At 72.2% G+C, this 22,891-nt stretch carries 19 protein-coding genes; 6 read left to right on the forward strand and 13 right to left on the reverse strand.

The window, feature by feature from the left end; all coding sequences use genetic code 11:
• Window positions 1-104: 104 nt before the first annotated feature.
• Complete coding sequence (locus G3A44_RS16915; RefSeq protein WP_163458927.1) at window positions 105-2,303, forward strand: FUSC family protein; 2,199 nt, start codon at window positions 105-107, stop codon at window positions 2,301-2,303.
• Here G3A44_RS16915 and G3A44_RS16920 read toward each other — a convergent pair.
• From G3A44_RS16920 to G3A44_RS16975, 12 genes are all read right to left on the reverse strand, one after another.
• Window positions 2,294-4,030, reverse strand: coding sequence for a cation:proton antiporter (locus G3A44_RS16920; RefSeq protein ID WP_163458928.1), 1,737 nt, complete (start codon window positions 4,028-4,030; stop codon window positions 2,294-2,296). The two genes, G3A44_RS16915 and G3A44_RS16920, sit on opposite strands and share 10 nt — an antisense overlap.
• Before the next feature lie 151 nt (window positions 4,031-4,181).
• Window positions 4,182-4,529 (reverse strand): hypothetical protein, encoded by a 348-nt coding sequence (locus G3A44_RS16925; protein WP_163458929.1) that lies wholly within the window; start codon window positions 4,527-4,529, stop codon window positions 4,182-4,184.
• 241 nt (window positions 4,530-4,770) lie between these two features.
• Window positions 4,771-5,037, reverse strand: a complete 267-nt coding sequence (gene infA / locus G3A44_RS16930; protein WP_163458930.1) for a translation initiation factor IF-1 — start codon at window positions 5,035-5,037, stop codon at window positions 4,771-4,773.
• A gap of 51 nt (window positions 5,038-5,088) precedes the next feature.
• Window positions 5,089-5,268, reverse strand: coding sequence for a hypothetical protein (locus G3A44_RS16935; RefSeq protein ID WP_163458931.1), 180 nt, complete (start codon window positions 5,266-5,268; stop codon window positions 5,089-5,091).
• Window positions 5,269-5,656: 388 nt separating this feature from the next.
• A complete protein-coding gene (locus G3A44_RS16940) occupies window positions 5,657-7,192 on the reverse strand; it encodes a T6SS phospholipase effector Tle1-like catalytic domain-containing protein (RefSeq protein ID WP_163458932.1) in 1,536 nt (511 codons plus the stop codon).
• A gap of 122 nt (window positions 7,193-7,314) precedes the next feature.
• Entirely contained in the window at window positions 7,315-9,396 is a 2,082-nt protein-coding gene (gene paaZ / locus G3A44_RS16945) for a phenylacetic acid degradation bifunctional protein PaaZ (RefSeq protein ID WP_163458933.1), read from the reverse strand.
• A 34-nt stretch (window positions 9,397-9,430) separates the two neighbouring features.
• On the reverse strand, window positions 9,431-10,519 hold the full coding sequence (gene paaE, locus G3A44_RS16950; protein WP_163458934.1) for a 1,2-phenylacetyl-CoA epoxidase subunit PaaE: 1,089 nt from the start codon (window positions 10,517-10,519) through the stop codon (window positions 9,431-9,433).
• A gap of 42 nt (window positions 10,520-10,561) precedes the next feature.
• Window positions 10,562-11,077, reverse strand: coding sequence for a 1,2-phenylacetyl-CoA epoxidase subunit PaaD (gene paaD / locus G3A44_RS16955; protein ID WP_163458935.1), 516 nt, complete (start codon window positions 11,075-11,077; stop codon window positions 10,562-10,564).
• A 21-nt stretch (window positions 11,078-11,098) separates the two neighbouring features.
• Entirely contained in the window at window positions 11,099-11,923 is an 825-nt protein-coding gene (gene paaC, locus G3A44_RS16960) for a 1,2-phenylacetyl-CoA epoxidase subunit PaaC (RefSeq protein ID WP_163458936.1), read from the reverse strand.
• Window positions 11,924-11,940: 17 nt separating this feature from the next.
• Complete coding sequence (gene paaB, locus G3A44_RS16965; protein ID WP_163458937.1) at window positions 11,941-12,264, reverse strand: 1,2-phenylacetyl-CoA epoxidase subunit PaaB; 324 nt, start codon at window positions 12,262-12,264, stop codon at window positions 11,941-11,943.
• Between the two features lie 35 nt (window positions 12,265-12,299).
• Window positions 12,300-13,331, reverse strand: coding sequence for a 1,2-phenylacetyl-CoA epoxidase subunit PaaA (paaA, locus tag G3A44_RS16970; RefSeq protein ID WP_163458938.1), 1,032 nt, complete (start codon window positions 13,329-13,331; stop codon window positions 12,300-12,302).
• A 116-nt stretch (window positions 13,332-13,447) separates the two neighbouring features.
• Window positions 13,448-14,374: a LysR family transcriptional regulator gene (locus tag G3A44_RS16975; RefSeq protein ID WP_163458939.1), complete on the reverse strand. Its 927-nt coding sequence runs from the start codon at window positions 14,372-14,374 to the stop codon at window positions 13,448-13,450.
• A gap of 126 nt (window positions 14,375-14,500) precedes the next feature.
• On the opposite strand from G3A44_RS16975, the gene G3A44_RS16980 reads away from it, so the two are divergent.
• The 4 genes from G3A44_RS16980 to pyk all read left to right on the forward strand — a co-directional run bounded on the left by G3A44_RS16980 (window position 14,501) and on the right by pyk (window position 19,913).
• Entirely contained in the window at window positions 14,501-15,565 is a 1,065-nt protein-coding gene (locus G3A44_RS16980) for a tartrate dehydrogenase (RefSeq protein ID WP_163458940.1), read from the forward strand.
• A gap of 169 nt (window positions 15,566-15,734) precedes the next feature.
• On the forward strand, window positions 15,735-17,120 hold the full coding sequence (gene dctA, locus G3A44_RS16985; RefSeq protein ID WP_163458941.1) for a C4-dicarboxylate transporter DctA: 1,386 nt from the start codon (window positions 15,735-15,737) through the stop codon (window positions 17,118-17,120).
• A gap of 13 nt (window positions 17,121-17,133) precedes the next feature.
• Window positions 17,134-18,480 (forward strand): glycerate kinase type-2 family protein, encoded by a 1,347-nt coding sequence (locus tag G3A44_RS16990; protein ID WP_163458942.1) that lies wholly within the window; start codon window positions 17,134-17,136, stop codon window positions 18,478-18,480.
• Window positions 18,471-19,913: a pyruvate kinase gene (gene pyk, locus G3A44_RS16995; protein ID WP_375138672.1), complete on the forward strand. Its 1,443-nt coding sequence runs from the start codon at window positions 18,471-18,473 to the stop codon at window positions 19,911-19,913. The genes G3A44_RS16990 and pyk overlap by 10 nt, the downstream gene beginning before the upstream one ends.
• 69 nt (window positions 19,914-19,982) lie before the next feature.
• On the opposite strand, the gene G3A44_RS17000 is transcribed toward pyk, so the two are convergent.
• The gene (locus G3A44_RS17000) at window positions 19,983-20,618 is read right to left on the reverse strand and encodes an FMN-binding negative transcriptional regulator (protein WP_163458949.1); all 636 of its coding nucleotides are present in this window, start codon (window positions 20,616-20,618) and stop codon (window positions 19,983-19,985) included.
• Window positions 20,619-20,784: 166 nt separating this feature from the next.
• Here G3A44_RS17000 and G3A44_RS17005 point away from each other — a divergent pair, with 166 nt between their 5' ends.
• Complete coding sequence (locus tag G3A44_RS17005) at window positions 20,785-22,233, forward strand: MFS transporter (RefSeq protein WP_163458943.1); 1,449 nt, start codon at window positions 20,785-20,787, stop codon at window positions 22,231-22,233.
• Window positions 22,234-22,891 lie beyond the last annotated feature (658 nt).

Genomic DNA, 22,891 nt, shown 5'->3' on the forward strand with positions numbered 1-22,891 from the left:
GAGCCCGCGGCCCGGCCGCCGCACGCAGCGGCCGTCTGGCTGCCTGCCCCGCTGGCACACTGCCGGCGGCGGCGCCCCACGCGCCGCCAGACAAGGATGCCGGAATGCGGATGCAATGGTGGCGGGGCCTGGGTGCGAATGCCCGCAACGGCCTGCAGGTGGCCCTGGGTGTGGCGGGCGTGCAGCTGGGCGTGGGCCTGGCGGCCGGGGCGCAGGCGGGCCTGCTGGCCGCCGGGGGTGCCGTTTGTGTGAGCCTGCTGGACGTGCCCAACACCCCGGCGCGAGCGCGGCGCCGCCTGCTGCCGGCCGTCCCGGTGGCGGTGGGCGTGACCGCGCTGCTGGCCGCCGTGCGCCTGCTGCCAGCCGGGCTGGCCCAAAGCCTGGCCTTGGTGCTGGCGGTGGGGGCCATCGGCGGGCTGGGTCAGTTGGCCCTGGCCTGGGGCGCCCGGGGTGGTGCCCTGGCCTTTGCCGGCGTGCTGGCGGCGGTCTTTGCCCTCAGTGGGCCCGCCCCGGCCTGGTGGGGGCAGGGGCTGGTCGAGGCCGCGTGGGTGGGCCTGGGTGGTGTGCTGGGCGTGGCCTGGTCCCTGGCCTGCGCCCGTTTCAGCCAGACGCACTGGCAGCGCCTGGCCCTGGCCGATGCGCTGGCCGCTACCGCGCAGGTGCTGCGGGTGCGGGCGCCGCTGTTTTCTGGCCAGCTCTCACCGGGGCCGCAAGGCCTGCAGGTGGCGCTGCAGACCGATGCCGCCTGGGCGGCCGCGCTGCAGACCGCCCGGGACCTGCTCTACGGGCTGGACCCCGAGCGCGCCAGCGCGGCCCAGCAGCGCTGGCTGCAGGGGCTCATTGCCCTGTCGGGCCTGCGTGAACTGCTGCTGGCCAGCCGGGTGGATGTGGAGCTGCTGGGGCATGACGCCCTGGGCCTGGCCTGGCGCGCCGAGCTGGCCCGCACCCTGGGCCGCATGGCCGAGGCGCTGGAGCGCCTGGCGGACGTGACCCGGCAGGACGGTCCGGTGCCGGAGTTCTCGGCCGAGCTGTGGCGCCACGACCTGGCCGGCCGCCTGGCGCAGGCCACGCCCGCGTCCCTGCCAGGGGCAGGTCCGCTGCCGCTGGACGTGCGCCGTCCGCTGCTGGACTCCATGCAGGTGCGCTTGGGCGACCTGCTGGACGACACCGCCGCCCTGGCCGATGCCCTGGCCGGCCGCCCGGGGGCCCGGGTGAGCCTGCGGGACTGGCCGCCCGAGGCCCTGTCCGCCTTCCAGTCGCCCGAGGGCTGGGCGCCGGCCGCGCTGCGCCGCCACCTGCATCTGGACTCGCCGGTGGCCCGCCATGCCGCCCGCGCGGCGGTGTCCTATGCCGGCGCGCTGGCCCTGGCCCTGGGCCTGGGCCTGCTGGTGCCCTGGGCCCAGCACCCCCAGTGGCTGATGCTGAGCGTGGCCGTGGTGCTGCGTGGCAACCTGGCCCAGACCCTGGCGCGGCGCAACGACCGCCTGGTGGGCACGGTGCTGGGCTGCGCCCTGGTGGCGCTGCTGGCGGCCTGGGGCCAGCCCTGGGCCTGGCAGCTGGCCTTCTTTGTGGGCGTGGGCGTGGCCCATGCCAACGTCAACACCGCCTACCGCCGCACCGCGGCGGCGGCCACGGTGCTGGCCCTGGTGCAGGCCCATCTGCTCCAGCCCGACCAGGGCCTGCCCCTGGCCGAGCGGCTGGTGGACACGCTGCTGGGCGCGGGCCTGGCCTGGGCCGCCTGCTACCTGTGGCCGCACTGGGAGCGCCGCGGCCTGCCCCAGCGCCTGCGCCAAGCCAGCAGCCTGCTGCTGGCCCAGTGCCAGGCCGTGCTCCACGGCCAGCTGGACCCCGCCGGGCAGCGGGCCCAGCGCCTGTGCCGGCACCAGCTGCAGGCGGTGCTTGATGAGCTGGTGGCCAGCGGCCTGCGCAGCCGCGCCGAACCCCGCTACGCCCAATTGCCCCAGGCCGAGCTGCAGTCCATGCTGCTGCACGCCCACCGCGCCACCGCCCTGCTGGGCGCGGTGCAGCAGCTGCGGCACCGCCGCGGCGCCCAACTCGACCCCGAGCGCGCCCAGGCGCTCCTGGCGCAGACGGTGGCCCAGGCCGAGGCCCTGCTGGCCTGGCCCGCGCCGGGCGCCCCCGATCCCGAGCCCCCGGCCAGCCTGCCCGACGCCGGCCTGACCCTGTGGCCGCGCCATGAGGCCTCGCCCGACCTTACCCCCTGGCTGCAGCGCCGCCTGCAGTTGCTGACGCTGGAGCTGCAGTGGCTGGCCCAGGCGCTGTGGCGTCTGCGTCAGCCCTGAGGGCTGACATGCGGCGCGGCGCTGGCCGCAAGCGCCTGCCGCAGCAGGGCCTGGGCCAGCAGGGCCGAGGCCTCCAGCACCACCCCGGCCGGGTGTTCACCCTGCGCCGCCACCTCATGGGCCAGGCGCAGCGCCTCCTGCTCGTCCTGGGCAGCCAGCAGCAAGCCGATGCGTGGTTGCAGGGTGCGCGCCGTGGCCACCAGGCCCGGCACGTCCGGCGCCTGCGGTCGCGGCATCACCAGCAGGCGCGCGTGGGCCACATGCGCCTGCACCAGCGTGGCCGCCTCGGCACACTCGCCCAGCACGGCGGGCTGCCCCTGTCCGCGCCACAGCTCCACCACCTCACGCCGGGCGTCCACCACCACGCAGGGCTGGCCGGCCTGGCGCAGCCCCTCGATCAGCGGCAGCGCCGGCCCGTCGCCCCCCACCACCACCACATGGCCGCGCAGCGCGGTGGGCGCGGTGTCGGCCGGCAGCGCGGCCAGGGGGTCGTGGCGCGCCTCCAGCTGCCGCGCCAGGGCCGATCGCTCCCGGATCCAGCGGCCCAGCGGGGCCGCCGCCGCAAAGGCCAGCGGGTTGAGTGCAATGCTCACCAGCGCCCCGGCCAGCACCAGGTTCTGTGCCGCCTGGGGCAACACACCCAGGTGAATGCCCAGGCCCACCAGGATGAAGCTGAACTCGCCCACCTGGGCCAGGCTGGCCGCCACGATGAGCGCCGTGTTGAGCGGATAGCGCAGCAGCAGCACCAGGCCGGCGGCGGCCACGAACTTGCCCACCACCACCACCGCCACCACGCCCAGCACCTGCAGCGGCTGCTGCAGCAGCACCCGCGGGTCGAACAGCATGCCCACCGAGACGAAGAACAGCACCGCAAAGGCATCGCGCAGCGGCAGCGACTCCTCGGCCGCCCGGTGGGAGAAGGGCGATTCACGCAGCACCATGCCCGCAAAGAAGGCGCCCAGCGCAAAGCTCACCCCGAACAGCAGGGCCGAGCCCACCGCAATGCCCACCGCCGCCGCCACCACCGCCAGGGTGAACAGCTCGCGTGAGCCGGTGCGCGCCACCTGCCACAGCAGCCAGGGCAGCGCGCGGCGTCCGGCCAGCAGCATCAGGCCCACAAAGGCGGCCACCGCCAGCAGGGTGCGGCCCAGCGTCGCCCACAGCGGCTGACCCGAGGCACCGGCCGGTGCCGGCCCGCCGCCCACCAGCCCGGCCAGGGGCGGCAGCAGCACCAGCACCAGCACCATGGCCAGGTCCTCCACCACCAGCCAGCCCACGGCAATGCGGCCATGGCCGCTGGCCAGCAGCCCCTGGCTCTCCAGCGCCTTGAGCATGACCACCGTGCTGGCCACCGACAGCGTCAGCCCGAAGACCACCGCCCCCGCCGGGCTCCACCCCCAGGCCAGGGCCAGCCCGGCGCCTAGGGCCGTGGCCACTCCCATCTGCACCACCGCCCCCGGCACCGCCACCTTGCGCACCGCCAGCAGGTCATCCAGCGAGAAGTGCAGGCCCACGCCAAACATCAGCAGCATCACCCCGATCTCGGCCAGTTGCCCGGCCAGCGCCGTGTCGGCCACAAAGCCCGGGGTGAACGGCCCGATGACCACCCCGGCCAGCAGATAGCCCAGCAAGGCGGGCAGGCGCAGCCGCACGGCGGCAAAGCCCAGGATCAGGGCCAGGCCGAAGGCGGCCGCCAGGGTGGTGATCAGGGAGATGGCATGGGGCATTCAGCAGAGTCCTCACGGCAGGCCCAGGAGACTTCCCGGGGCGTTGGGGGGGGGGGGGGACGCTGCGGCGCAGCGCCCTGCAAGGGCAGGGTCGCCGCCGCGCGGAAAGTTCCGTGGTCAGGCCTGCGCGGGCGTCACCCGGCCGGCGCGTTCAGCCCTGCGGGCCGTCCCCGGGCTCCGGCAGCACCGGCAGCGGGTAGGGGTCGGCCACATAGGCCGGGCCCTTCATGACCCGCACGATGAAGCAGGCCAGGCCCACGGTGAGCACCAGGGTCCAGTGCAGCACCACCACCCCCACCAGCGTGAAGTCCCACAGCAGCAGGGCGGCATTCACCCGGCCCGCATCGGCCGGAGGCTCCGCCGCGAGATGCAGGGCGCCGGCCAGCAGCGCCGGCAGCAGCGTGCCCCACAGCAGGATGGCGGGCAGGCGCCGCCACAGGCGGTGCTCCCAGCCGGGGGCGGAGCGTTGGAAACCGGGCAGCTTGTGGAAGAAGGACATGGGGCACCTCGACGACAGCGCGGCGGCCTTGCCAGGCGGCAGGCCGGGCCCGCCACGCCCAGCGCGCGGGGGCATGTGCCCGATCTTCGCTTCAGCCGTCCGACCCTTTTGCCCGAACAGGCATGGCCTGGGGGACCAGTACGGCGGCTGTCCGTCCGCCGCGTGCGGGGCGGTCGGTGGGGCTGGCCCGCATGGGGCGGCCAGCAGGAGCGGCGGCGGCCTGGGGCCGCCGCGACCCGCCTCAGCGGCGGCGCGGCGCCGGGCGGCGCACGCCCGGGGCGCCGGTGCGCTCCAGGTGGCGGAAGGTGATGCGGCCCTTGGTCAGGTCGTAGGGCGACATTTCCAGGGTGACCTTGTCGCCGGCCAGGATGCGGATGTGGTTCTTGCGCATCTTGCCGCCGGTGTAGGCCACCAGCTCGTGGCCGTTGTCCAGCTTGACGCGGAAACGCGAGTCCGGCAGAACTTCCTGCACGTGACCGCCCATTTCAATCAGTTCTTCCTTGGCCATGTCGTGGTCCTTGCGTGTGTGGGATGTGGATCGGAGGGAAGGGGCCGGGGCTCAGGAGAGGTCCTGCGAGCGCACCCAGGCGCGGCCTTCGGCGGCGGCATGGCGCAGGGCCAGCCGGGGAGAGCGGAAATCGAGGTTCAGGCGCAGCACGCGGTCATGGCTGGCCGTGCCGTGGCCCGAACGGATGGACACGCTGGCGGCGTGCCGTCCCGCCGGCAGGGGGCGGGTCATGGGCGAAATCAAGTACTTGCCCAGTTGGAATGCGGAATCGGTGATTCAAGACTTTCAGGCGGACACACCCGCATCGTCGGCCCCGGCCGGCAGGGCAGGGAGACCTTGGGTGTCTGCAGGGGGAGCCGTTCGAGCGCATGACACAGCGGCTGCGACGGCTGGAGAGAAGTGGCTGCGTTCCGCCGGGCGATGCAGACCTTGGATGGCGGTGGACGAACCGGAACAGCCCGTGTGTCGCGAATTTGGCTGCCGGCAGGCCCTTTGCAGGGCCCGGGCGCGACGGGGCGCGGGCGGTCAAGCCTGCGCGGGCGCCCTGGGTCAGGGCCTGCCCAGGGCGGAAAATCCGGCATTCTAGCAGCGCCTCACGGCGCGGCGGGGGCTCTATGTATCAAAGCCCGGTGCCAGAGGGTGGGGCGACCCGTTCGATCAGGAGCCGCACCTGCCCACGGTTGTTGGCATAGAGGCGCCAGCCGTCGTTGGCATAGGCATGGAGGTAGCCCCCGGCCTCGGGGGTGTAGAGGCAGCCTTGGCCGATGCAGAAAGTCTCGTGGGCCTTGACCTTCTCCTGCGCGTCGGCCCCGCGGCCATTGGCCACGGCGCCCACCAGCACGAACCAGGGGAAGCCCTTGCCTTCATGCCGGCGCGAGAGGTGGAAGTCGCCGCGGTGGTTGCCTGAGATGGTGTTCCAGGCCTTCTCCAGGTGGCCGGACACCGTGCCCGCCCACTGCATCACCTCACCCAAGTGGAAGCGGCCGTCCTCGGCGCCGTCGGGGCCGCAGGCGATGTCCTTGTCCAGCCATTCGCCGGTGGCGGTGAAGCGGTAGGTCACGCCCGCTTCGAGCCACACGCCGGTGGCGTTCCAGGGGTCCACGGCGAAAACCGGCACGGTGGCCGGCAGGCTTACCTCCTGGCGGTAGCGGCCTTGCCGGATGGAGGGGGTGGCGCGGCGTGCCAGGGCGGATGCATGCCACAAGCCGCTGCCGGAGTGGGGCACGCCGCGCGGCTGCAAGGGCAGCAGCTGAAACGCCCCGGTGGCGGAGTCGTGCAGTGTGCCCTGGGCGTCGGGGTGGATCTGCTGGCGGATGCCGGCATCGAAGGCCAGGCCACAAGCCTGGGCCTCGTCCATCATCCAGGCCAGGGCGCCGTCGGACAGGCCGGCATCCGCATAGCCGCCGCCCACGTCTCCGTGGACGCCGGGGAACCACAGGGTCCTGGCCTGCGGGGTGTCGGTCCACAGCGTGGGCTGGAAGCTGGCCCGTTCCTCGTCCAGCGCGACGGCGTGGCGGGCGTGCACGATGTGCTTGCCCAACTCGGTGTCGTGGAAGGTGTAGTCCTTGAACTCGTCGATGAGGTTGAGCACCGCCATGTCGTCCGGGATGCCCAGGGCACCCACCGTGTCCCAGACGCCCAGGAAATGCACCGGCACGCGGGGGCGGTTGTCAGGGCCCAGGGTGTCGAGGAAGTTCCAGGCCTCCCAATCGCCGCGCGACTGCCGCTTCTTGCGATAGCCCTCCTTGAACACGGTGGCGATGCGCTTCCAGCCCTCGGCAGCGGACAGGCCGTTGAGGTCCAGCAGCCCGACCCGGCCGATCAGGCCGGCCAGGCTGCGCACCGTGTAGGCCCCGCGGCTGAAGCCGAAGAGGAAGAGGCGGTCGCCGTCCTGGTAGTGCTGGCACAGGAAGCGGTAGGCGCTCTTGATGTTGTCGTTCAGGCCCGCGCCGGCGCCGCCGCCCACCACCTTGTCCCACCAGCTGCGGCCGGTGCCCACGCCGGGGTGGTAGTAGGCGATCTGGGGCACGCCGGTGCCCGTGGCGGCGGCCAGGGCGTGGTGCAGGCGGACCACATTGGTGGGCGCCGGCACGCCGGCATCGGTGTCCTCAGGGGTGTTCCAGGTGCCGTCGCAGCAGACGATCAGGTGGCGCATGGGAGTCTCCTCAGCGTGGTGGTGGTGGAAGGCGCCACCGTAGAACCACGCCCGTCTCCCGTCGTCCCCCCAAAAGCTCATGCGCCTGGGGGAAGGTGCCGTTCATCGGCTGCGGGCGGCCCTCATGCCTTCTTGGCCACCAGCGTCAGGATGTCGTAGCTGGCCACCAGTTCACCGTGCTGGTTGCTGACCTCCACATCCCAGGCCACCACGCCCTGGCCGCGCCCCTGGGCATCGGTCTTCATGCGGTCGATCTTGCGCTTGGCGGTCAGGCGGGCCTGGAGGGTGTCGCCAATGGCCACGGGCTTGATGAAGCGCAGGGTGTCCAGGCCGTAGTTGGCCAGCACGGGGCCGGGGGCGGGGCTGACAAACAGGCCGGCGGCGGCGGAGAGCACGAAATAGCCGTGGGCGATGCGCTGGCCAAAGGCGGTTTCCTTGGCGGCCAGCTCGTCAAAGTGCATGTAGAAGTAGTCGCCCGAGATGCCGCCGAAGTTGACGATGTCGGCCTCGGTGACGGTGCGGCGGTGGGTGAGCAGGCTCTCGCCGATCTGCAGGTCCTCAAAGTGTCGGCGGAAGGGGTGTACCTCGGTCTCAATCACCTTGGCGCCGCGCACATGCTCGCGGGTGATGGCCGCCAGCATGGTGGGTGAGCCCTGCACCGCGCTGCGTTGCAGGTAGTGCTTGACAGCGCGCAGGCCGCCCAGCTCCTCGCCACCGCCGGCGCGGCCCGGGCCGCCGTGCTTGAGCTGGGGCAGGGGGCTGCCGTGGCCGGTGGATTCGGGCGCGGCTTCGGCGTCCAGCACCAGCATCCGGCCGTGCAGGGCGGCGGCCACCGGAATGGCCTGGGCCGCCAGCGCCGGGCTGCGGGTGACCAGCGTGCCCACCAGGCTGCCTTGGCCACGGGCGGCCAGGGCCAAGGCGCCGGCCAGGTCATCGGCCCCCGCGCTCTCGTAGGCCATCAAGGTGCTGACCGGGCCGAAGGCCTCCACGCTGTGCACGGTGTCGTCGGTGCCGGCGGGATCACGGGCGCACAGCAGGGTGGGTGGGAAGAAGGCGCCGGCCTCGGTGCCCTCGCCCACGGGGCGGAAGTCGGCGGCCGGGCCGCCCCACACGCGCTCGGCCTGGGCCATCAGGCGCGCCACCTGGGCGGCCACGTCGGCCTGCTGGGCGTGCGAGGCCAGGGCGCCCATGCGCACGCCCTCCACCGCCGGGTCGCCCACGGTGACTTGGGCCAGGCGCTGGCCCAGGGCCTGGGCCACGGCGTCCAGGCGCTGGCGCGGCACGATGATGCGGCGGATGGCGGTGCACTTCTGCCCGGCTTTGGTCGTCATCTCGCGCGCCACTTCCTTGATGAAGAGGCCGAACTCCTCGTCATCCGGCGTCACATCGGGCGCCAGGATGGCGCAGTTGAGCGAATCGGCCTCGGCGTTGAAGGGCACGCTGTGGCGCACCAGGTTCGGGTGCACGCGCAGCTTGGCGGCGGTGTCGGCGCTGCCGGTGAAGGTGACCACGTCGCGGCCGTCCAGATGGTCCAGCAGGTCTCCCGTGGGGCCGATCACCAACTGCAGCGCGCCGGCCGGCAGCAGGCCGCTGGCGTCGATCAGGCGCATCAGCGCCTCGGTCAGGTAGCTGGTGGCGGTGGCGGGCTTGCCGATGCAGGGCATGCCGGCCAAGAAGCTGGGCGCGAACTTCTCCAGCAGACCCCAGATGGGGAAGTTGAAGGCGTTGATGTGCACCGCCACGCCGCCGCGCGGCACCAGGATGTGCGTGCCGGCAAAACGCCCGGTCTTGCCCAAGTTGAGCACCGGCCCTTCGTGCCAGAGGTTGCCGCTGGGCAGCTCGTTGCTGCCGGCGCTGGCGTAGGCGAACAAGGTGCCGGTGCCGCCTTCGATGTCGATCCAGCTGTCGGCGCGGGTGGCGCCGGTGTGGGCCGAGCGCGCGTAGAGCTGTTCCTTGCGCTCATTGAGGTACTTGGCCAGCGCCTTCAGGCGGGCGGCGCGCTGTTGAAAGTCCAGGGCCAGCAGGCCGGGCAGGCCGGTGTGGCGGGCGTAGGCCACGGCCTGCGCAAAGTCAGGCGACTCCTGCGGGGTGAGGGCCACCGGGCGGCCGTTGACGGCGCTGCGCAGCAGGGCGCCTTCGGTGTGGCCGGTCCAGCGGCCGGCGGTGAAGCTTTGCAGCAGCGGGGGCGTGGCGGGGTGGGTCATGGGGCGGGTTCCTGGTGGGGGACCTGGATGCGGATCACTTGTCGTCAAAGCTCAGCAGCACGCGCTCGGTGAGGGCATGGGCCTGGCAGCACAGCACATAACCGTCGGCCACTTCCTGCGGGCTGAGGGCGAAGTTGCGGTCCATGCGGGCGCGGCCCTCCAGCACCTTGGCGCGGCAGGTGCCGCACACGCCCGAGGTGCACGAGAAAGGCACCTCCAACCCGGCGGCAGCCGCGGCGTCCAGCAGGCTGGGCTGGTCTTTGCGGAAGATGAATTCGCGCTTGAGGCCATCGCGCACCAGGGTGATGCGGGCGTGGTCGGCATCTTCCGGCCTGCTCTCGTGTTCAACCGCCCCACCGGCGGGACTGCCGGCCACGCCAAAGCGCTCGATGTGGATGCGCTCGGCCGGCAGGTGGGCGGCAAGCAGCGCGGCCTCGGCGGCGTCGTTCATCTCGGCCGGGCCGCAGATGAAAGCCTCGTCCACCGTGGCGGCGGGCACCAGCAGGCGCAGGAAATCGCCCACCTTGGCCTGGTCCAGCCGGCCGTGCAGCAGCGGCACCTCGGTCTCTTCGCGTGAGAAGACATGGTGCAGCACCAGGCGGGTGAGGTAGCGGTTCTTCAGGTCCTCCAGCTCCTCCTTGAACATGGTGCTGGCCAGGCTGCGGTTGGCGTAGAGCAGGGTCACGCGGCTGCCGGGCTCGCGTGCCAGCACACTTTTGACCAAGGAGAGGATGGGCGTGATGCCGCTGCCGCCGGCAATGGCCAGCACATGGCGGCGGGCTTGCGGGTTGAGCGTGAGGTGAAAGCGGCCCTGCGGCGGCATCACCTCCAGCGTGTGGCCGGCCTGCACGCTGCGGTGCAACCAGCTGGAGAAGGCGCCGCCGTTCACCCGGCGCACGCCCACCCGCAGCGCGGCATCGTCCACGCCAGCGCAGATGCTGTAGGCGCGGCGCAGCTCCTGGCCGTCCACCTGGGCGCGCAGCGTCAGGTACTGGCCGGGCTCAAAGCCCAGAAACAGCGGGCGCAGCGCCTCGGGCACCTCAAAGCGGATGACCTTGGCGTCGGGGGTGTCGTCTTCCACGGCGGCCACGCGCAGCGGATGGAACAGGGTCGTGGGGCTCATGGGGTTCTCCTGACAGGGACGGCGGCGGGCGCCGGCCGGGGGTCAGATGGGTTTGAAATGCTCAAAGGGCTCGCGGCAGGCCACGCAGCGGTACAGGGCCTTGCAGGCGGTGGCCCCAAAGGCCGAGAGCCGCTCGGTGCGGGCGCTGCCACAGCGCGGGCAGGGCACGGCCACCGGGCGCGGCATGAACAGCAGGGGCTGCTCGGTGGCGGCGGGCACCGGGCCTGGCGGGGCGATGCCGTAGGCGCGCAGCTTGTCGCGGCCGGCGGGGCTGATCCAGTCGGTGGTCCAGGCGGGGGCGCGGCGCTGCTCAATGCGCAGCGGGGCCAGGCCGGCCTCTTCCAGCGCGGTCTTCACGCTGGCCTCGATCACCTCGGTGGCCGGGCAGCCGCTGTAGGTGGGGGTGAGGACGACGGCCAAGGTGCCGTCGTCGTCCACCGTCACCTCGCGCACGATGCCCAGTTCCACCAGCGAGATGGCGGGCACCTCGGGGTCGGGCACGGCCTGCAGGGCCTCCCACGCCACCTGGGTCTTGGAGCGGAGTTCAGCGCCGCACATGCTCGGGGCCTCTTGCCGCGCTCACCACACGCCGCCGGGGTAGGCGCGCTGCAGCGACTGCATTTCGGCCAGCACGTAACCCAGGTGCTCGCTGTGCATGCCGCGCCGGCCGGTGCTGCGCCAGGTGCCGAAGCCGGGGGTTTGCAGGCCGGCGCGGGCCAGCACGGCGGCCAGGTCGGCCTCGCAGGCGACTTTGAGCTGCGAGGCGGCGGGGCCGTAGCCGGCCTCGGCGGCCCAGTCGTCCACCGCGTCGTCCTCGAACAGCTCGGGCAGGTAGCGCCACAGGGCGTCCAGCGCGCGCTGCAGGCGGCGCTGGCTCTCGGGCGTGCCGTCGCCCAGGCGCACGCACCAGTCGGCGGCATGTTGCTGGTGGTAGCGGGCCTCCTTGAGCGCCTTGGCGGCGATGGCGGCCAGCTCGGGGTCGGTGGCCTGGGTCAGGCCCTGCCAGGCGTGGCGCAGCCAGGTGGCCACCACCAGGTTGCGCACCACGGTCACGGCAAAGTCGCGCTCGCCCCGCTGGCCCGGGCTGGCGTTCACGGCGTGGGGCAGCTCCACCAGGGTGGGGTTGAGGTAGTCGCGCTCCTCACGCAGAAAGGCCAGCTGGTCTTCGTCAAAGGCTGGGCCACCGGCCAGGGCGGCGTGGCGCTGCCCGGCGTGGGTGAGCACCGCACGGGCCTGGCCAATCAGGTCCAGCGCCATGTTGGTCAGCGCGATGTCCTCTTCCAGGATGGGTGCGTGGCCGCACCACTCGCCCAGGCGCTGGGCGTGGATCAGGCACAGGTCGCCCAGGCGCAGCAGGTACTGCAGCTCGGGTGTGGCGGTGAGGGTGATGGAGGGGGTGGTCATGTGCAGACGCCTCGCGGTCACATGTGGTCGACGGCTTGCGGCAGCTTGTAGAAGGTGGGGTGGCGGTACACCTTGTCTTCCATGGGGTCGAAGTACATGTCCTTGTCGCCCGGGTCGCTGGCCACGATGTGCTCGGAGCGCACCACCCAGACACTGCTGCCTTCTTGCCGGCGGGTGTAGACCTCACGGGCCATTTGCAGGGCGAGCTGGGCATCGGGGGCGTGCAGGCTGCCGCAGTGCTTGTGGTCCAGGCCGGCCTTGCTGCGCACAAAGACCTCCCAGAGTGGCCATTCGGTGCGGGCGGGGGTGGCGGTGGCGGGCGTGTCAGGGGTGGTGCTCACGGTGGGGTCTCCGGGAAATCAGTGCGGGGGTGGCTTCAGGCGGCTTCTTGCTGGGTCTGCCGGGCCTGTTCCTTGGCCGCGTGGGCCAGGGCGGCCTCGCGCACCCAGGCGCCGTCGTCCCAGGCCTTGACGCGGGCGGCCAGGCGCTCGGCGTTGCAGGGGCCATCACCGCCCACCACGCGCCAGAACTCCTCCCAGTCGATGGCGCCGAAGTCCCAGTGCTGGCGGGTTTCGTTCCAGGTCAGCTCGGGGTCGGGCAGGCTCACGCCCAGCACCTGGGCCTGCTGCACGGTGGCGTCCACAAACTTCTGGCGCAGCTCGTCGTTGCTGTTGCGCTTGATGCCCCAGCGCATGCTCTGCGCGGTGTGCACGCTCTCGGCGTCCGGCGGGCCGAACATCATCAGGCAGGGCCACCACCAGCGGTTCACCGCGTCCTGCACCAGGGCGCGCTGGGCGTCGGTGCCCTGCTGCATCATGGCCAGCAGGGCGTCATAGCCCTGGCGCTGGTGAAAGCTCTCTTCGCGGCAGATGCGCACCATGGCGCGGGCATAGGGGGCGTAGCTGCAGCGGCACAGGGGCACCTGGTTCATGATGGCCGCGCCGTCCACCAGCCAGCCGATCACGCCCACATCTGCCCAGGTCAAGGTGGGGTAGTTGAAGATGCTGCTGTACTTGGCCTTGCCGCTGTGCAGGTCGGCCAGCAGCTCGTCGCGGCTGCGGCCCAGGGTCTCGGCGGCGGCATACAGGTACAGGCCGTGGCCGCCTTCGTCCTGGATCTTGGCCAGCAGGATGGCCTTGCGCTTCAAGGTGGGCGCGCGCGTCACCCAATTGCCCTCGGGCAGCATGCCGACGATTTCGGAGTGGGCGTGCTGGCTGATCTGGCGGATCAGGGTGCGACGGTAATGGTCCGGCATCCAGTCCTTGGCCTCGATGAAGCCGCCGTCGTCGATGCGGGCGTCAAAGCGCGCCATCAGCTGCTGCTGGTGGGGCGCGAGGGCGGCGGGCTGGCCGGCGGCTGGGGCGTTTTGGGCCTCTTTGCCCATCGTGTCCATGGCCTGGGTGTACATGCGCGGCTCCTTGCGGCGAATTAGCTAACCGATCGGTCGGTTAATGTAGGGCCGCGTCGAGCCTTGATGCAAGTCACCACCCGCCCGGGAAAACCCGGTGGGCCGCCGGGCGGGCTTCAGCCCGTGGCGGGTCGGGCCGCGGCGTCCATCCAGGCCGCCGCAAAGTCCACAAAGGCCCGCACCCGGGCGCTGAACTGGTGGCGCTGCGGGTACACCGCGTAGATGTCGGCGTCCGGCGTCTCGTACTCCGGCAGCACCTGCACCAGCCGGCCGCTGCGCAGGTAACGGCCAATGTCCCACTCGGCACGCATCAGGATGCCGTGGCCGTCCAGCGCCCAGTTCACGGCAATCTCGCCGTCGTTGGTGGCCAGGCGGCCGCGGGTCTTCACGGGCTCGCCGGGCCCGCCCCGGCCCGCGGGCGACAGGCGCCACAGGCCGTAGGCCTCCTCGCCCTGGCGGATGCCGATGCAGGTGTGGCGGGCCAGGTCCTGCGGGCTGCGCGGCGTGCCGTGGCGGGCCAGGTAGGCCGGTGCGGCGCACAGCAGGCGCCGGTTGGGCGCCAGCCGCCGGGCCACCACGCGGGCGTCGGGCGGCTCGCCAAAGCGGATGCAGACGTCGAACGCATCGTCGCTCAGCGGCGGCGGGTTCACCGAGAGCTGCAGCTGCACCTCCACCCGCGGGTGCTCATGCATGAAGCGCGAGATCAGCGGCCCCACATGGCTGCGGCCAAAGCCCAGCGTGGCGTTCACCCGCAGCAGGCCGGTGGGCTCGCCCCGGGCGGTGCCCAGCAGCTCGGCCAGGTCATCCACCTCAGCCAGGATGCGCCGGGCGTGCTGCAGCACCAGCTCGCCCTCGGGCGTGAGGCTCATGCGCCGCGTGGTGCGGATCACCAGCGGCACGCCCACGCGGGCCTCCATCTGCGCCAGGTGCTTGCTCACGGCCGGGGTGGTGATGCCCAGCTCGCGCGCGGCCGCGCTCAGGCTGCCGGCGGCCACCAGGGTGGAGAAGAAGCCCAGGTCGGCAGGCAGGATGGCGGTGGGCATGGGGCGCTGGACTGATAACTTGAGGTGAACAATGCATTGACTCTAGCGCCGATTTGTTGGGTATGCCACGGCCTACAGTGCCGCTCCATCACCCTGAACCCCCTTCGAACGCTGGAGACACGGACCATGAAGACCTATCGCATCGCCACCATTCCCGGAGACGGCATCGGCAAGGAGGTGGTGCCCGCCGGGCGGCAGGTGCTGGAGGCCCTGGCCCGCAGCAGCCAGCGCTTTGCCTTTGCCTTCGAGGACTTCGACTGGGGCGGCGACTACTACCGCCAGCATGGCGTGATGATGCCGGCCGACGGCCTGGACGCGCTGCGCGGCCAGGACGCCATCCTCTTCGGCTCCGCCGGCGACCCGCAGATCCCTGACCACATCACGCTGTGGGGCCTGCGCCTGAAGATCTGCCAGGGCTTTGACCAGTACGCCAACGTGCGGCCCACCCGCATCCTGCCCGGCATCGACGCCCCGCTCAAGCGCTGCCGGCCCGAGGACCTGAACTGGGTCATCGTGCGCGAGAACTCCGAAGGCGAGTACTCGGGCGTGGGCGGCCGCGTGCACCAGGGCCACCCCATCGAGGCCGCCACCGACGTGACCATGATGACCCGCGTGGGCGTGGAGCGCGTGATGCGCTTTGCCTTCAAGCTGGCGCAGAGCCGCCCGCGCAAGCAGCTCACCGTCATCACCAAGAGCAACGCCCAGCGCCACGCCATGGTGATGTGGGACGAGATCGCCGCCCAGATCGCCGCCGAGTTCCCGGATGTGAAGTGGGACAAGGAGATCGTCGACGCCGCCACCGCCCGCATGGTCAACCGCCCGGCCTCGCTGGACACCATCGTGGCCACCAACCTGCATGCCGACATCCTGAGCGACCTGGCCGCCGCGCTGGCCGGCAGCCTGGGCATCGCGCCCACCGGCAACATCGACCCCGAGCGCCGCTACCCCAGCATGTTCGAGCCCATCCACGGCTCGGCCTTCGACATCATGGGCCAGGGCCTGGCCAACCCGGTGGGCACCTTCTGGAGCTGCGTGATGCTGCTGGAGCACCTGGGCGAGGCCGAGGCCGCCGCCCAGCTCATGCGCGCCATCGAGCAGGTCACGGCCGACGTGTCCCTGCACACCCGGGACCTGGGCGGCCGTGCCACCACGGCGCAAGTGACCGAGGCGGTCTGCCGCCTGCTGGCCTGAGCCGCTGCGCTGCTGATCGGCCGCGGATCGGCTGATCGGCCAAGCCCCTTCCTCCCCCTGACTGCCGCGGCCCGCCTGGGGCCGCACCCGGTCGCCGCCGCGCCCAGACGCGGCGGTGCGGGCGCGCTCGCGCCTGCACCACGACCCCCCTCCCACGGAGACCCTCCCCATGCGCCGCCTTCTTGGCAAGCTCTACGTCCAGGTCCTCATCGGCGTGAGCGCCGGTGTCCTGCTGGGCCTGTTCGCCCCCCAGCTCGGCACCGACCTCAAGCCCCTGGGCGACGCCTTCATCCGCCTCATCAAGATGGTGTTCGCCCCGGTGATCTTCGCCACCGTGGTGCTGGGCATCGCCCGCATGGAGAACATGAAGGAGCTGGGCCGCGTGGGCGCCCGGGCGCTGATCTACTTCGAGGTCCTGTCCACCTTCGCCCTGCTGTTGGGGCTGGTGGTGGTGAACCTGGTGCAGCCCGGCGTGGGCATGAATGTGGACGCCAGCCAGCTCGACACCAAGGCCATTGCCAACTACACCGCGGCCGCGGCCAAGCCCACCGGCACGGTGGACTTTCTGCTGAACCTGGTGCCCATCAGCGTGGTGGACGCGCTGGCCAAGAACGACATCCTGCAGATCCTGGTCTTTGCCACCTTCTTTGGCGTGGCCCTGTCGCAGCTGGGTTCGCGCGCCAAGCCGGTGGTGGACTTCCTGGAGGCCTTCACCCACGCCATCTTCGCGGTGGTCAACATGGTCATGCGACTGGCGCCGCTGGCCGCCTTTGGCGCCATGTCCTTCACCATCGGCAAGTACGGCCTGGGCGCCATCGTGCAGCTGGGCCAGCTCATGGCCACCATGTACCTCACCTGCTTCCTGTTCGTGACGCTGGTGCTGGGGGCGATTGCACGCTGGTGCGGCTTCAGCCTGTGGCGCTTCCTGCGCTACATCCGCGACGAGCTGTTCACCGTGCTGGGCACCAGCTCCTCGGAGTCGGTGGTGCCGCAGCTGATGCGCAAGCTGGAGCGCGCCGGCATCTCCAAGCCGGTGGTGGGCCTGGTCGTGCCCTCGGGCCTGACCTTCAACCCCGACGGCCAGTGCATCTACTACACCATGGCCGCCATCTTCGTGGCCCAGGCCACCAACACCCCGCTCACGCTGACCGACCAGCTGGTGGTGCTGGGCGTGCTGCTGCTCACCTCCAAGGGCTCGGCGGGCGTCACCGGCTCGGGCTTCATCACGCTGGCCGCCACGCTGGCCTCCATGGGCAAGATCCCGGTGGCCGGCATGGTGCTGCTGCTGGGCGTGGACCGCTTCATGTCCGAGGCCCGCGCCATCACCAACACCATCGGCAACGCCGTGGGCACGGTGGCCATCGCCCGCTGGGTGGGCGCGGTGGACCGCGAGCAGCTGCAGCGCGCCCTGGACGGCCAGCTGCCCGACGATACCGATGCCGCTGCCCCCACGGCCGCATCCGGCGCCGCCCCGTCCTTTGAACCTGCCGCTCCGGTGGGCGAGGCGGGCCTGGCCGATGCTGCGCCCACCGCAGCCCTGGCGGCCCGTGCCTGAGGAGGCCTGCCCGATGGCCCACGCCAGCGCTCCCGCCGCCCAACCCGCTGACACCCCCACCGCCGGCCCCGCCCTGCGCGCACTGCTGCGCGACATGTTCGACGCCGCCGTGGCCGCTGCCCAGCCCGAGCGCTGCCTGCCCCCGCACCTGCCGGCGCCCCCGCGGGGCCGCCTGGTGGTCATCGGCGCAGGCAAGGCCTCGGCGGCCATGGCCCAGGCGGTGGAGCGGCACTGGCCCGGCCCGCTCAGCGGCCTGGTCGTCACCCGCTACGGCTACGGCGCGCCCTGCGAGCGCATCGAGGTGGTGGAGGCCGCGCACCCGGTGCCCGACGCCGCCGGCCAGGCCGCCGCGCAGCGCCTGCTGCAGACCGTGCAGGGCCTGAGCGCCGACGACCTGGTGCTGTGCCTGATCTCCGGCGGCGGCTCGGCCCTGCTGCCCCTGCCGGCGCCGGGCCTGAGCCTGGCCGACCTGCAGGGCCTCAACCAGGCGCTGCTGGCCAGCGGCGCCAGCATCAGCGAGATGAACTGCGTGCGCCGCCACCTCTCGGCCGTGCAGGGCGGGCGGCTGGCGGCGGCCTGCGCCCCGGCCCGGGTGCTCAACCTGCTGCTGTCCGACGTGCCGGGCGATGACCCGGCCGACATCGCCTCGGGCCCCACCGTGCCTGACGCCAGCACCTGCGCCGACGCCCTGGCCCTGCTGCGCCGCTACCGCGTGCCCGTGCCCCCGGCCGCCTGGGCCCTGCTGGAGAGCGGTGCCGGCGAGACCCTCAAGCCCGGCGACCCGCGCCTGCCCCCCATCGAGACCCGCTTCATCGCCACGCCGCAGGCCTCGCTGGAGGCGGCGGCGGCGGTGGCCCGCCGGGCCGGCTGGCCGGTGCACATCCTGGGCGACGCCATCGAAGGCGAATCGCGCGAGGTGGCCCGCACCCTGGCTGGCCTGACCCGCCAGGTGGCCCTGCGGGGCCAGCCCTTCACGCCGCCCTGCGTGCTGCTGTCAGGCGGCGAGACCACGGTGAGCCTGCGCGGCCAAGGCCAGGGCGGCCGCAATGTGGAGTTCCTGCTGGCCCTGGCCGTGGCGCTGCAGGGCCTGCCCGGCGTGCATGCCCTGGCCGCCGACACCGACGGCGTGGACGGCCAGGCCGAGATCGCCGGCGCCTTCCTGGCCCCCGACACCCTGGCCCGCGCCTGGGCCCTGGGCCTGCACCCGCGCCAGCGCCTGGACGACAACGACGGCCACGGCTTCTTCGGCGCCCTGGGTGACGCCCTGGTCACCGGCCCCACCCGCACCAACGTCAACGACTTCCGCGCCATCGTGCTCACCGAGCCGGCGCCAGAACGGAGCACCTTTCCATGCCCCTGAACGAGCCCCTGAACCCCACACTGCGCAAGCACGCCAAGATCGTGGCCACCCTGGGCCCGGCCAGCGACGACCTGGCTACCGTGCGCGCCCTGGTGGCCGCCGGCGCCAACGTCTTCCGGCTGAACTTCAGCCACGGCAGCCACGAGGACCACCGCCGCCGCCATGCCCTGGTGCGCGAGGTCGAGCGCGAGACCGGCCGCCCCCTGGGCGTGCTGATGGACCTGCAGGGCCCCAAGCTGCGCATCGGCACCTTTGCCGCCGGCCCGGTGACGCTGCAGGAAGGCCAGGCCTTCCGCCTGGACCTGCAGGTCCGCGAGCCGGGCGACGCCCAGCGGGTGGCCCTGCCGCACCCCGAGATCTTTGCCGCCCTGCAGCCCGGCGCCGAGCTGCTGCTGGACGACGGCCGCCTGCGCCTGCGCGTGCAGGCCTGCGGCCCCGAGCATGCCGACACCCAGGTGGTGGCCGGCGGCCCGCTGTCCGACCGCAAGGGCGTGAACGTGCCCGGCGTGGTGCTGCCCCTGTCCCCGCTGACCGAGAAGGACCGCCGCGACCTGGCCTTTGGCCTGACGCTGGGGGTGGACTGGGTGGCCCTGTCCTTCGTGCAGCGCGCGGCCGACATCACCGAGCTGCGCGCCCTGGTGGGCGAGCAGGCCGGCATCGTCGCCAAGCTGGAGAAGCCCGCCGCCATCGAGGCGCTGGCCGACATCGTGGCCGAGACCGACGCCGTGATGGTGGCCCGCGGCGACCTGGGCGTGGAGATGCCGGCCGAACAGGTGCCGGTGCTGCAAAAGCGCATCGTCGAGGCCTGCCGCCATGCGGGCAAGCCGGTGATCGTGGCCACGCAGATGCTGGAGTCCATGGTCAACGCGCCGGTGCCCACCCGGGCCGAAGCCTCGGACGTGGCCACCGCCGTCTACGAAGGCGCCGACGCGGTGATGCTCTCGGCCGAGTCGGCCACCGGCCGCCATCCGGTGGCGGCGGTGCAGATGATGGGCCGCATCATCCGCCACACCGAGGCCGACGCCCACTACCTGGCCGCCATCGGTGCCTCGCGCTCCACACCGCCGGGCAGCGCCCCGGACGCCATCGGCTTTGCCATGCGCCATGTCACCGAGCTGCTGCAGGCGGTGGCCACCGTGGCCTACACCAGCTCCGGCTACTCGGCCCTGCGCATGGCGCGTGAGCGGCCCCAGGCCCCCATCATCGGCATGACCCCCCGGCTGGCCGTGGCCCGCCGCCTGGCCCTGGTCTGGGGCGTGCAGGCCGTGCTGTGCCACGACGTGGCCGACGTGACCGAGATCACCGACCTGGCCGAGGCCACCGTGCGCCAGGCCGGCCTGGGCCAGACGGGGCAGCACATCGTCATCTCCGCCGGCATGCCCTTTGGCGTCTCCGGCACCACCAACCTGCTTCGCATCGCCCAGCTGCGCTAAGTGTCGTGCTGCGTCGCGCTGCGGCGCGCTGTGGCCCGTGGGCAATCCGCCGGGCCGCTCAGTCGCGGCTCAGGCGCCGCCCGCCCCGCGCATGTGGCGGGCCAGTTCGTCGGCACCGCGCGCCGCCAGGGCGTCGGCGGCGGCCAGGCGGTCGGCCTCGTCCCGGTTCTGGCTGAGCTTGCGCTTGCCCACCAGGCGGGTGATGACCAGCTCAATGCCCACCACCTTGGCCACCATCTCGTCCAGGTAGTCCGGCGGGGCGTCGCCCATCTTCCAGGGTTGGGGCAGGTCGGCTTCATGGGTGCGGGTCAGGCGGGCCAGCAGGGCGCGCACCCAGCGGGCATCGTCATGCACCTTCAGCCGGCCGTGGGCATGCACCACCTCGTAGTTCCAGGTGGGCACCTGGCGGTGGGTGGCGAGCTTGCTGGGGTACCAGCTGGGCGACACATAAGCCTGCGGCCCGTGGAACATCACCAGCACCTCGGCCCCGTCGGCCTGCTGCCACAGCGGGTTGGCGCGTGCCACATGCGCCTGCAAGGTGCCATAGGGGTGGCTGGGGCCGGTGTCGGGCAGCAGGTGAAAGGGCAGGTGGTCAGCGTCCAGCCCGTCCGGGCCCTGGCGCACCAGCGTGGCCAGCGGGTGGGCCTGCATCAGCGCGTGCAGGGCGGCGGTGTCGGGTTCGGCAAAGTGGGCGGGCAGGTACATGGCGTTGGGGTGCGGGGTGGGGCCCTGCATGTTGGGGCCGGGGCACGGCCGCAGGCAAGCCCGCGGTACCGCCGGGCATTTGGCCACGCCTTGGCCAGGCCTGAGCACGCTGGACTACGCTGGCGGGTTCTGCCTCCTCCCCGCCGGCCTGCGCCGGCCCTCTGTCATGACCGTTCCTGCATTGCCGCCAGCGCCTGCCGCACCTGTCGAGGGTGGCGCGCCCGAGGCGAACCCGAGTGCCGGCGGCCTGCCCACCCCGCGCCGCTGGTGGGCCATGCTGGCGCTGCTGGGTGGCATCGTGCTGGTGGTGCTGGACACCTCGATTGCCAACGTGGCGCTGCCCGCCATCGCCCAGGCCCTGCTGGCCACGCCGGCTGACGCGGTGTGGGTGGCCACGGCCTACCAGCTGGCGGTGGTGGTGTGCCTGCTGCCAGCCGCCGCGCTGGGCGAGCGGGTGGGCTACCACCGGGTGTTCACCGCAGGCCTGCTGCTGTTCGTGGCGGCATCGCTGCTGTGCGCACTGGCGCCCTCGCTGCCCTGGCTGATCGTGGGGCGCTGCCTGCAGGGCGTGGGCAGCGGCTCGGTCATGCCGCTGGGCTTGGCGCTGCTGCGCTTCACCTACCCGCGTGCCCTGCTGGGCCGGGCCATCGCCTGGAACGCGCTCACGGTGGCCGGCGCCTCCGCTGCCGGGCCGGCGGTGGGCGCCGCGCTGCTGACCGTGGCCGACTGGCGCTGGCTGTTCGCCATCAACCTGCCGCTGGGCGCCCTGGTGCTGGCCGCCTGCACCCGCCTGCCACGGGTGCCCGGCACAGCGCGCACGCTGGACGGGCTCAGCATCGGCCTGAACGCCGGCTTCTTCGCCTGCTTTGTGCTGGGCGCCGACCAGTTGCTGGACACGCCCGCCCAGGGCGCCGCGCTGCTGGCCTTGGCCGCGCTGTGCGGCGTGGCCCTGGTGCGGCGGGAGCTGCCGCGCCGCGCCCCCCTGGTGCCGCTGGATCTGCTGCGCAGCCCGGCTTTTCGCCTCTCCATCGTGGCCTCAGTCTGCTGCTTTGCCGGGCAGATGGCCGGCACCCTGGCCATGCCCTTTTACCTGCTGCATGTGCTGGACCAAGGCACGCTGGCCACCGGCCTGCTGATGATGCCCTGGCCCCTGGCGGTGATGCTGGCCGCCCCGCTGGCGGGCCGCCTGTCAGACCGCCTGCCCACCGCCTGGCTGTGCGCCGCCGGTGCCGCCGTGCTGGCCCTGGGCCTGGCACTGTGCGCCACCGTGCCCATGGCGGCTCACCCCTGGCTGTTCACCAGCCTGTTCACCGCCCTGGCCGGCCTGGCCGGCCTGGGCTTCGGCTTCTTTCAAACGCCCAACAACCGCAACATGCTGCTGAACGCCCCGCCCGAGCGCAGCGGCGCCGCCGGCGGCGCCCAAAGCACCGCCCGCCTCACCGGCCAAACCCTGGGGAGTTTGATGATCGGCCTGCTGTTCCACGCCCTGCCGGTGGCCCAGGCCGTTCAGTGGGGATTGGGCGCGTCGGCTGTGCTGGCCTTGGTGGCGGGGGGTGTCAGCTTGCTGCGTGGGCCGGGGGGGAGGCGTGGGGGCACGCTGGCGCCGGGGGCTTGATGGGCGGGAATGTTGGTAAGGGCCGGGTGCGTTGCCAGTGTGGTCGGCACCTCACGCATGGGCAGTCGTTTGGTCTAGCGCTTCGAGGTTCACACCGGCCGTTGTTCTGTTGGAGAGCGGACTTCGGCATTGCCGAGGTACTGAGCCCTCCGCGCGACGTGGACAGGTGGTTGCGGCGGCGGTTACGCTGCGATTCATGGAAGCAATGGAGATCGGCCTGCTACCGGGAACTGCGCAAACGCGGCGTGACAGTGCGAGAAGCCTGGAACGTGAGCAAGAGCGCGCATGGCCCGTGGCGCATCTCGATGACCCCGGCGCAATCGCTGGCCCTGCTGGCGACGACCTTCTCAAGTCTTGGTCTGCCCAGCCTAGTGCCACTGAAAACGGCATGAAGCACGTGGGCAGACTGCATTCAACAACCCGAACCGCTGGATACGTGACCCGTACGTCCGGTGATGTGAGAGGGGGGAATCTGTGATGATTTCTCCTGTCTCGATTAGACGGCAAACTACCTAGCTACCCATAGGCACCCCTGGGCTCTAGACTGAAGTGCAACACCTCAACTGAGCCAATGACTTGAAGCGATGGGTCAAGCATATTCAAGCCTGAGCATGGAGGAGCGCACGCAGATCAGCCTGCTGCTGAGCCAGGACGTCAA

The organism is Ideonella livida (assembly GCF_010499455.1).
GTDB lineage: Bacteria > Pseudomonadota > Gammaproteobacteria > Burkholderiales > Burkholderiaceae_C > Ideonella > Ideonella livida.

Coding starts and splice junctions, on each gene's coding strand:
- G3A44_RS16915 (WP_163458927.1), top strand. CDS start 105: ATGCGGATGCAATGGTGGCGGGGCCTGGGTGCGAATGCCCGCAACGGC.
- infA (WP_163458930.1), bottom strand. CDS start 5,037: ATGGCCAAGGAAGAACTGATTGAAATGGGCGGTCACGTGCAGGAAGTT.
- G3A44_RS16940 (WP_163458932.1), bottom strand. CDS start 7,192: ATGCGCCACCTGATCGTCTGCTGCGACGGCACCTGGAACACCCCTGAG.
- paaZ (WP_163458933.1), bottom strand. CDS start 9,396: ATGACCCACCCCGCCACGCCCCCGCTGCTGCAAAGCTTCACCGCCGGC.
- G3A44_RS17000 (WP_163458949.1), bottom strand. CDS start 20,618: ATGTACCTGCCCGCCCACTTTGCCGAACCCGACACCGCCGCCCTGCAC.
- G3A44_RS16920 (WP_163458928.1), bottom strand. CDS start 4,030: ATGCCCCATGCCATCTCCCTGATCACCACCCTGGCGGCCGCCTTCGGC.
- G3A44_RS16935 (WP_163458931.1), bottom strand. CDS start 5,268: ATGACCCGCCCCCTGCCGGCGGGACGGCACGCCGCCAGCGTGTCCATC.
- paaC (WP_163458936.1), bottom strand. CDS start 11,923: ATGACCACCCCCTCCATCACCCTCACCGCCACACCCGAGCTGCAGTAC.
- dctA (WP_163458941.1), top strand. CDS start 15,735: ATGCGCCGCCTTCTTGGCAAGCTCTACGTCCAGGTCCTCATCGGCGTG.
- paaE (WP_163458934.1), bottom strand. CDS start 10,519: ATGAGCCCCACGACCCTGTTCCATCCGCTGCGCGTGGCCGCCGTGGAA.
- paaD (WP_163458935.1), bottom strand. CDS start 11,077: ATGTGCGGCGCTGAACTCCGCTCCAAGACCCAGGTGGCGTGGGAGGCC.
- G3A44_RS16980 (WP_163458940.1), top strand. CDS start 14,501: ATGAAGACCTATCGCATCGCCACCATTCCCGGAGACGGCATCGGCAAG.
- G3A44_RS16925 (WP_163458929.1), bottom strand. CDS start 4,529: ATGTCCTTCTTCCACAAGCTGCCCGGTTTCCAACGCTCCGCCCCCGGC.
- G3A44_RS16975 (WP_163458939.1), bottom strand. CDS start 14,374: ATGCCCACCGCCATCCTGCCTGCCGACCTGGGCTTCTTCTCCACCCTG.
- paaA (WP_163458938.1), bottom strand. CDS start 13,331: ATGTACACCCAGGCCATGGACACGATGGGCAAAGAGGCCCAAAACGCC.
- G3A44_RS17005 (WP_163458943.1), top strand. CDS start 20,785: ATGACCGTTCCTGCATTGCCGCCAGCGCCTGCCGCACCTGTCGAGGGT.
- G3A44_RS16990 (WP_163458942.1), top strand. CDS start 17,134: ATGGCCCACGCCAGCGCTCCCGCCGCCCAACCCGCTGACACCCCCACC.
- pyk (WP_375138672.1), top strand. CDS start 18,471: ATGCCCCTGAACGAGCCCCTGAACCCCACACTGCGCAAGCACGCCAAG.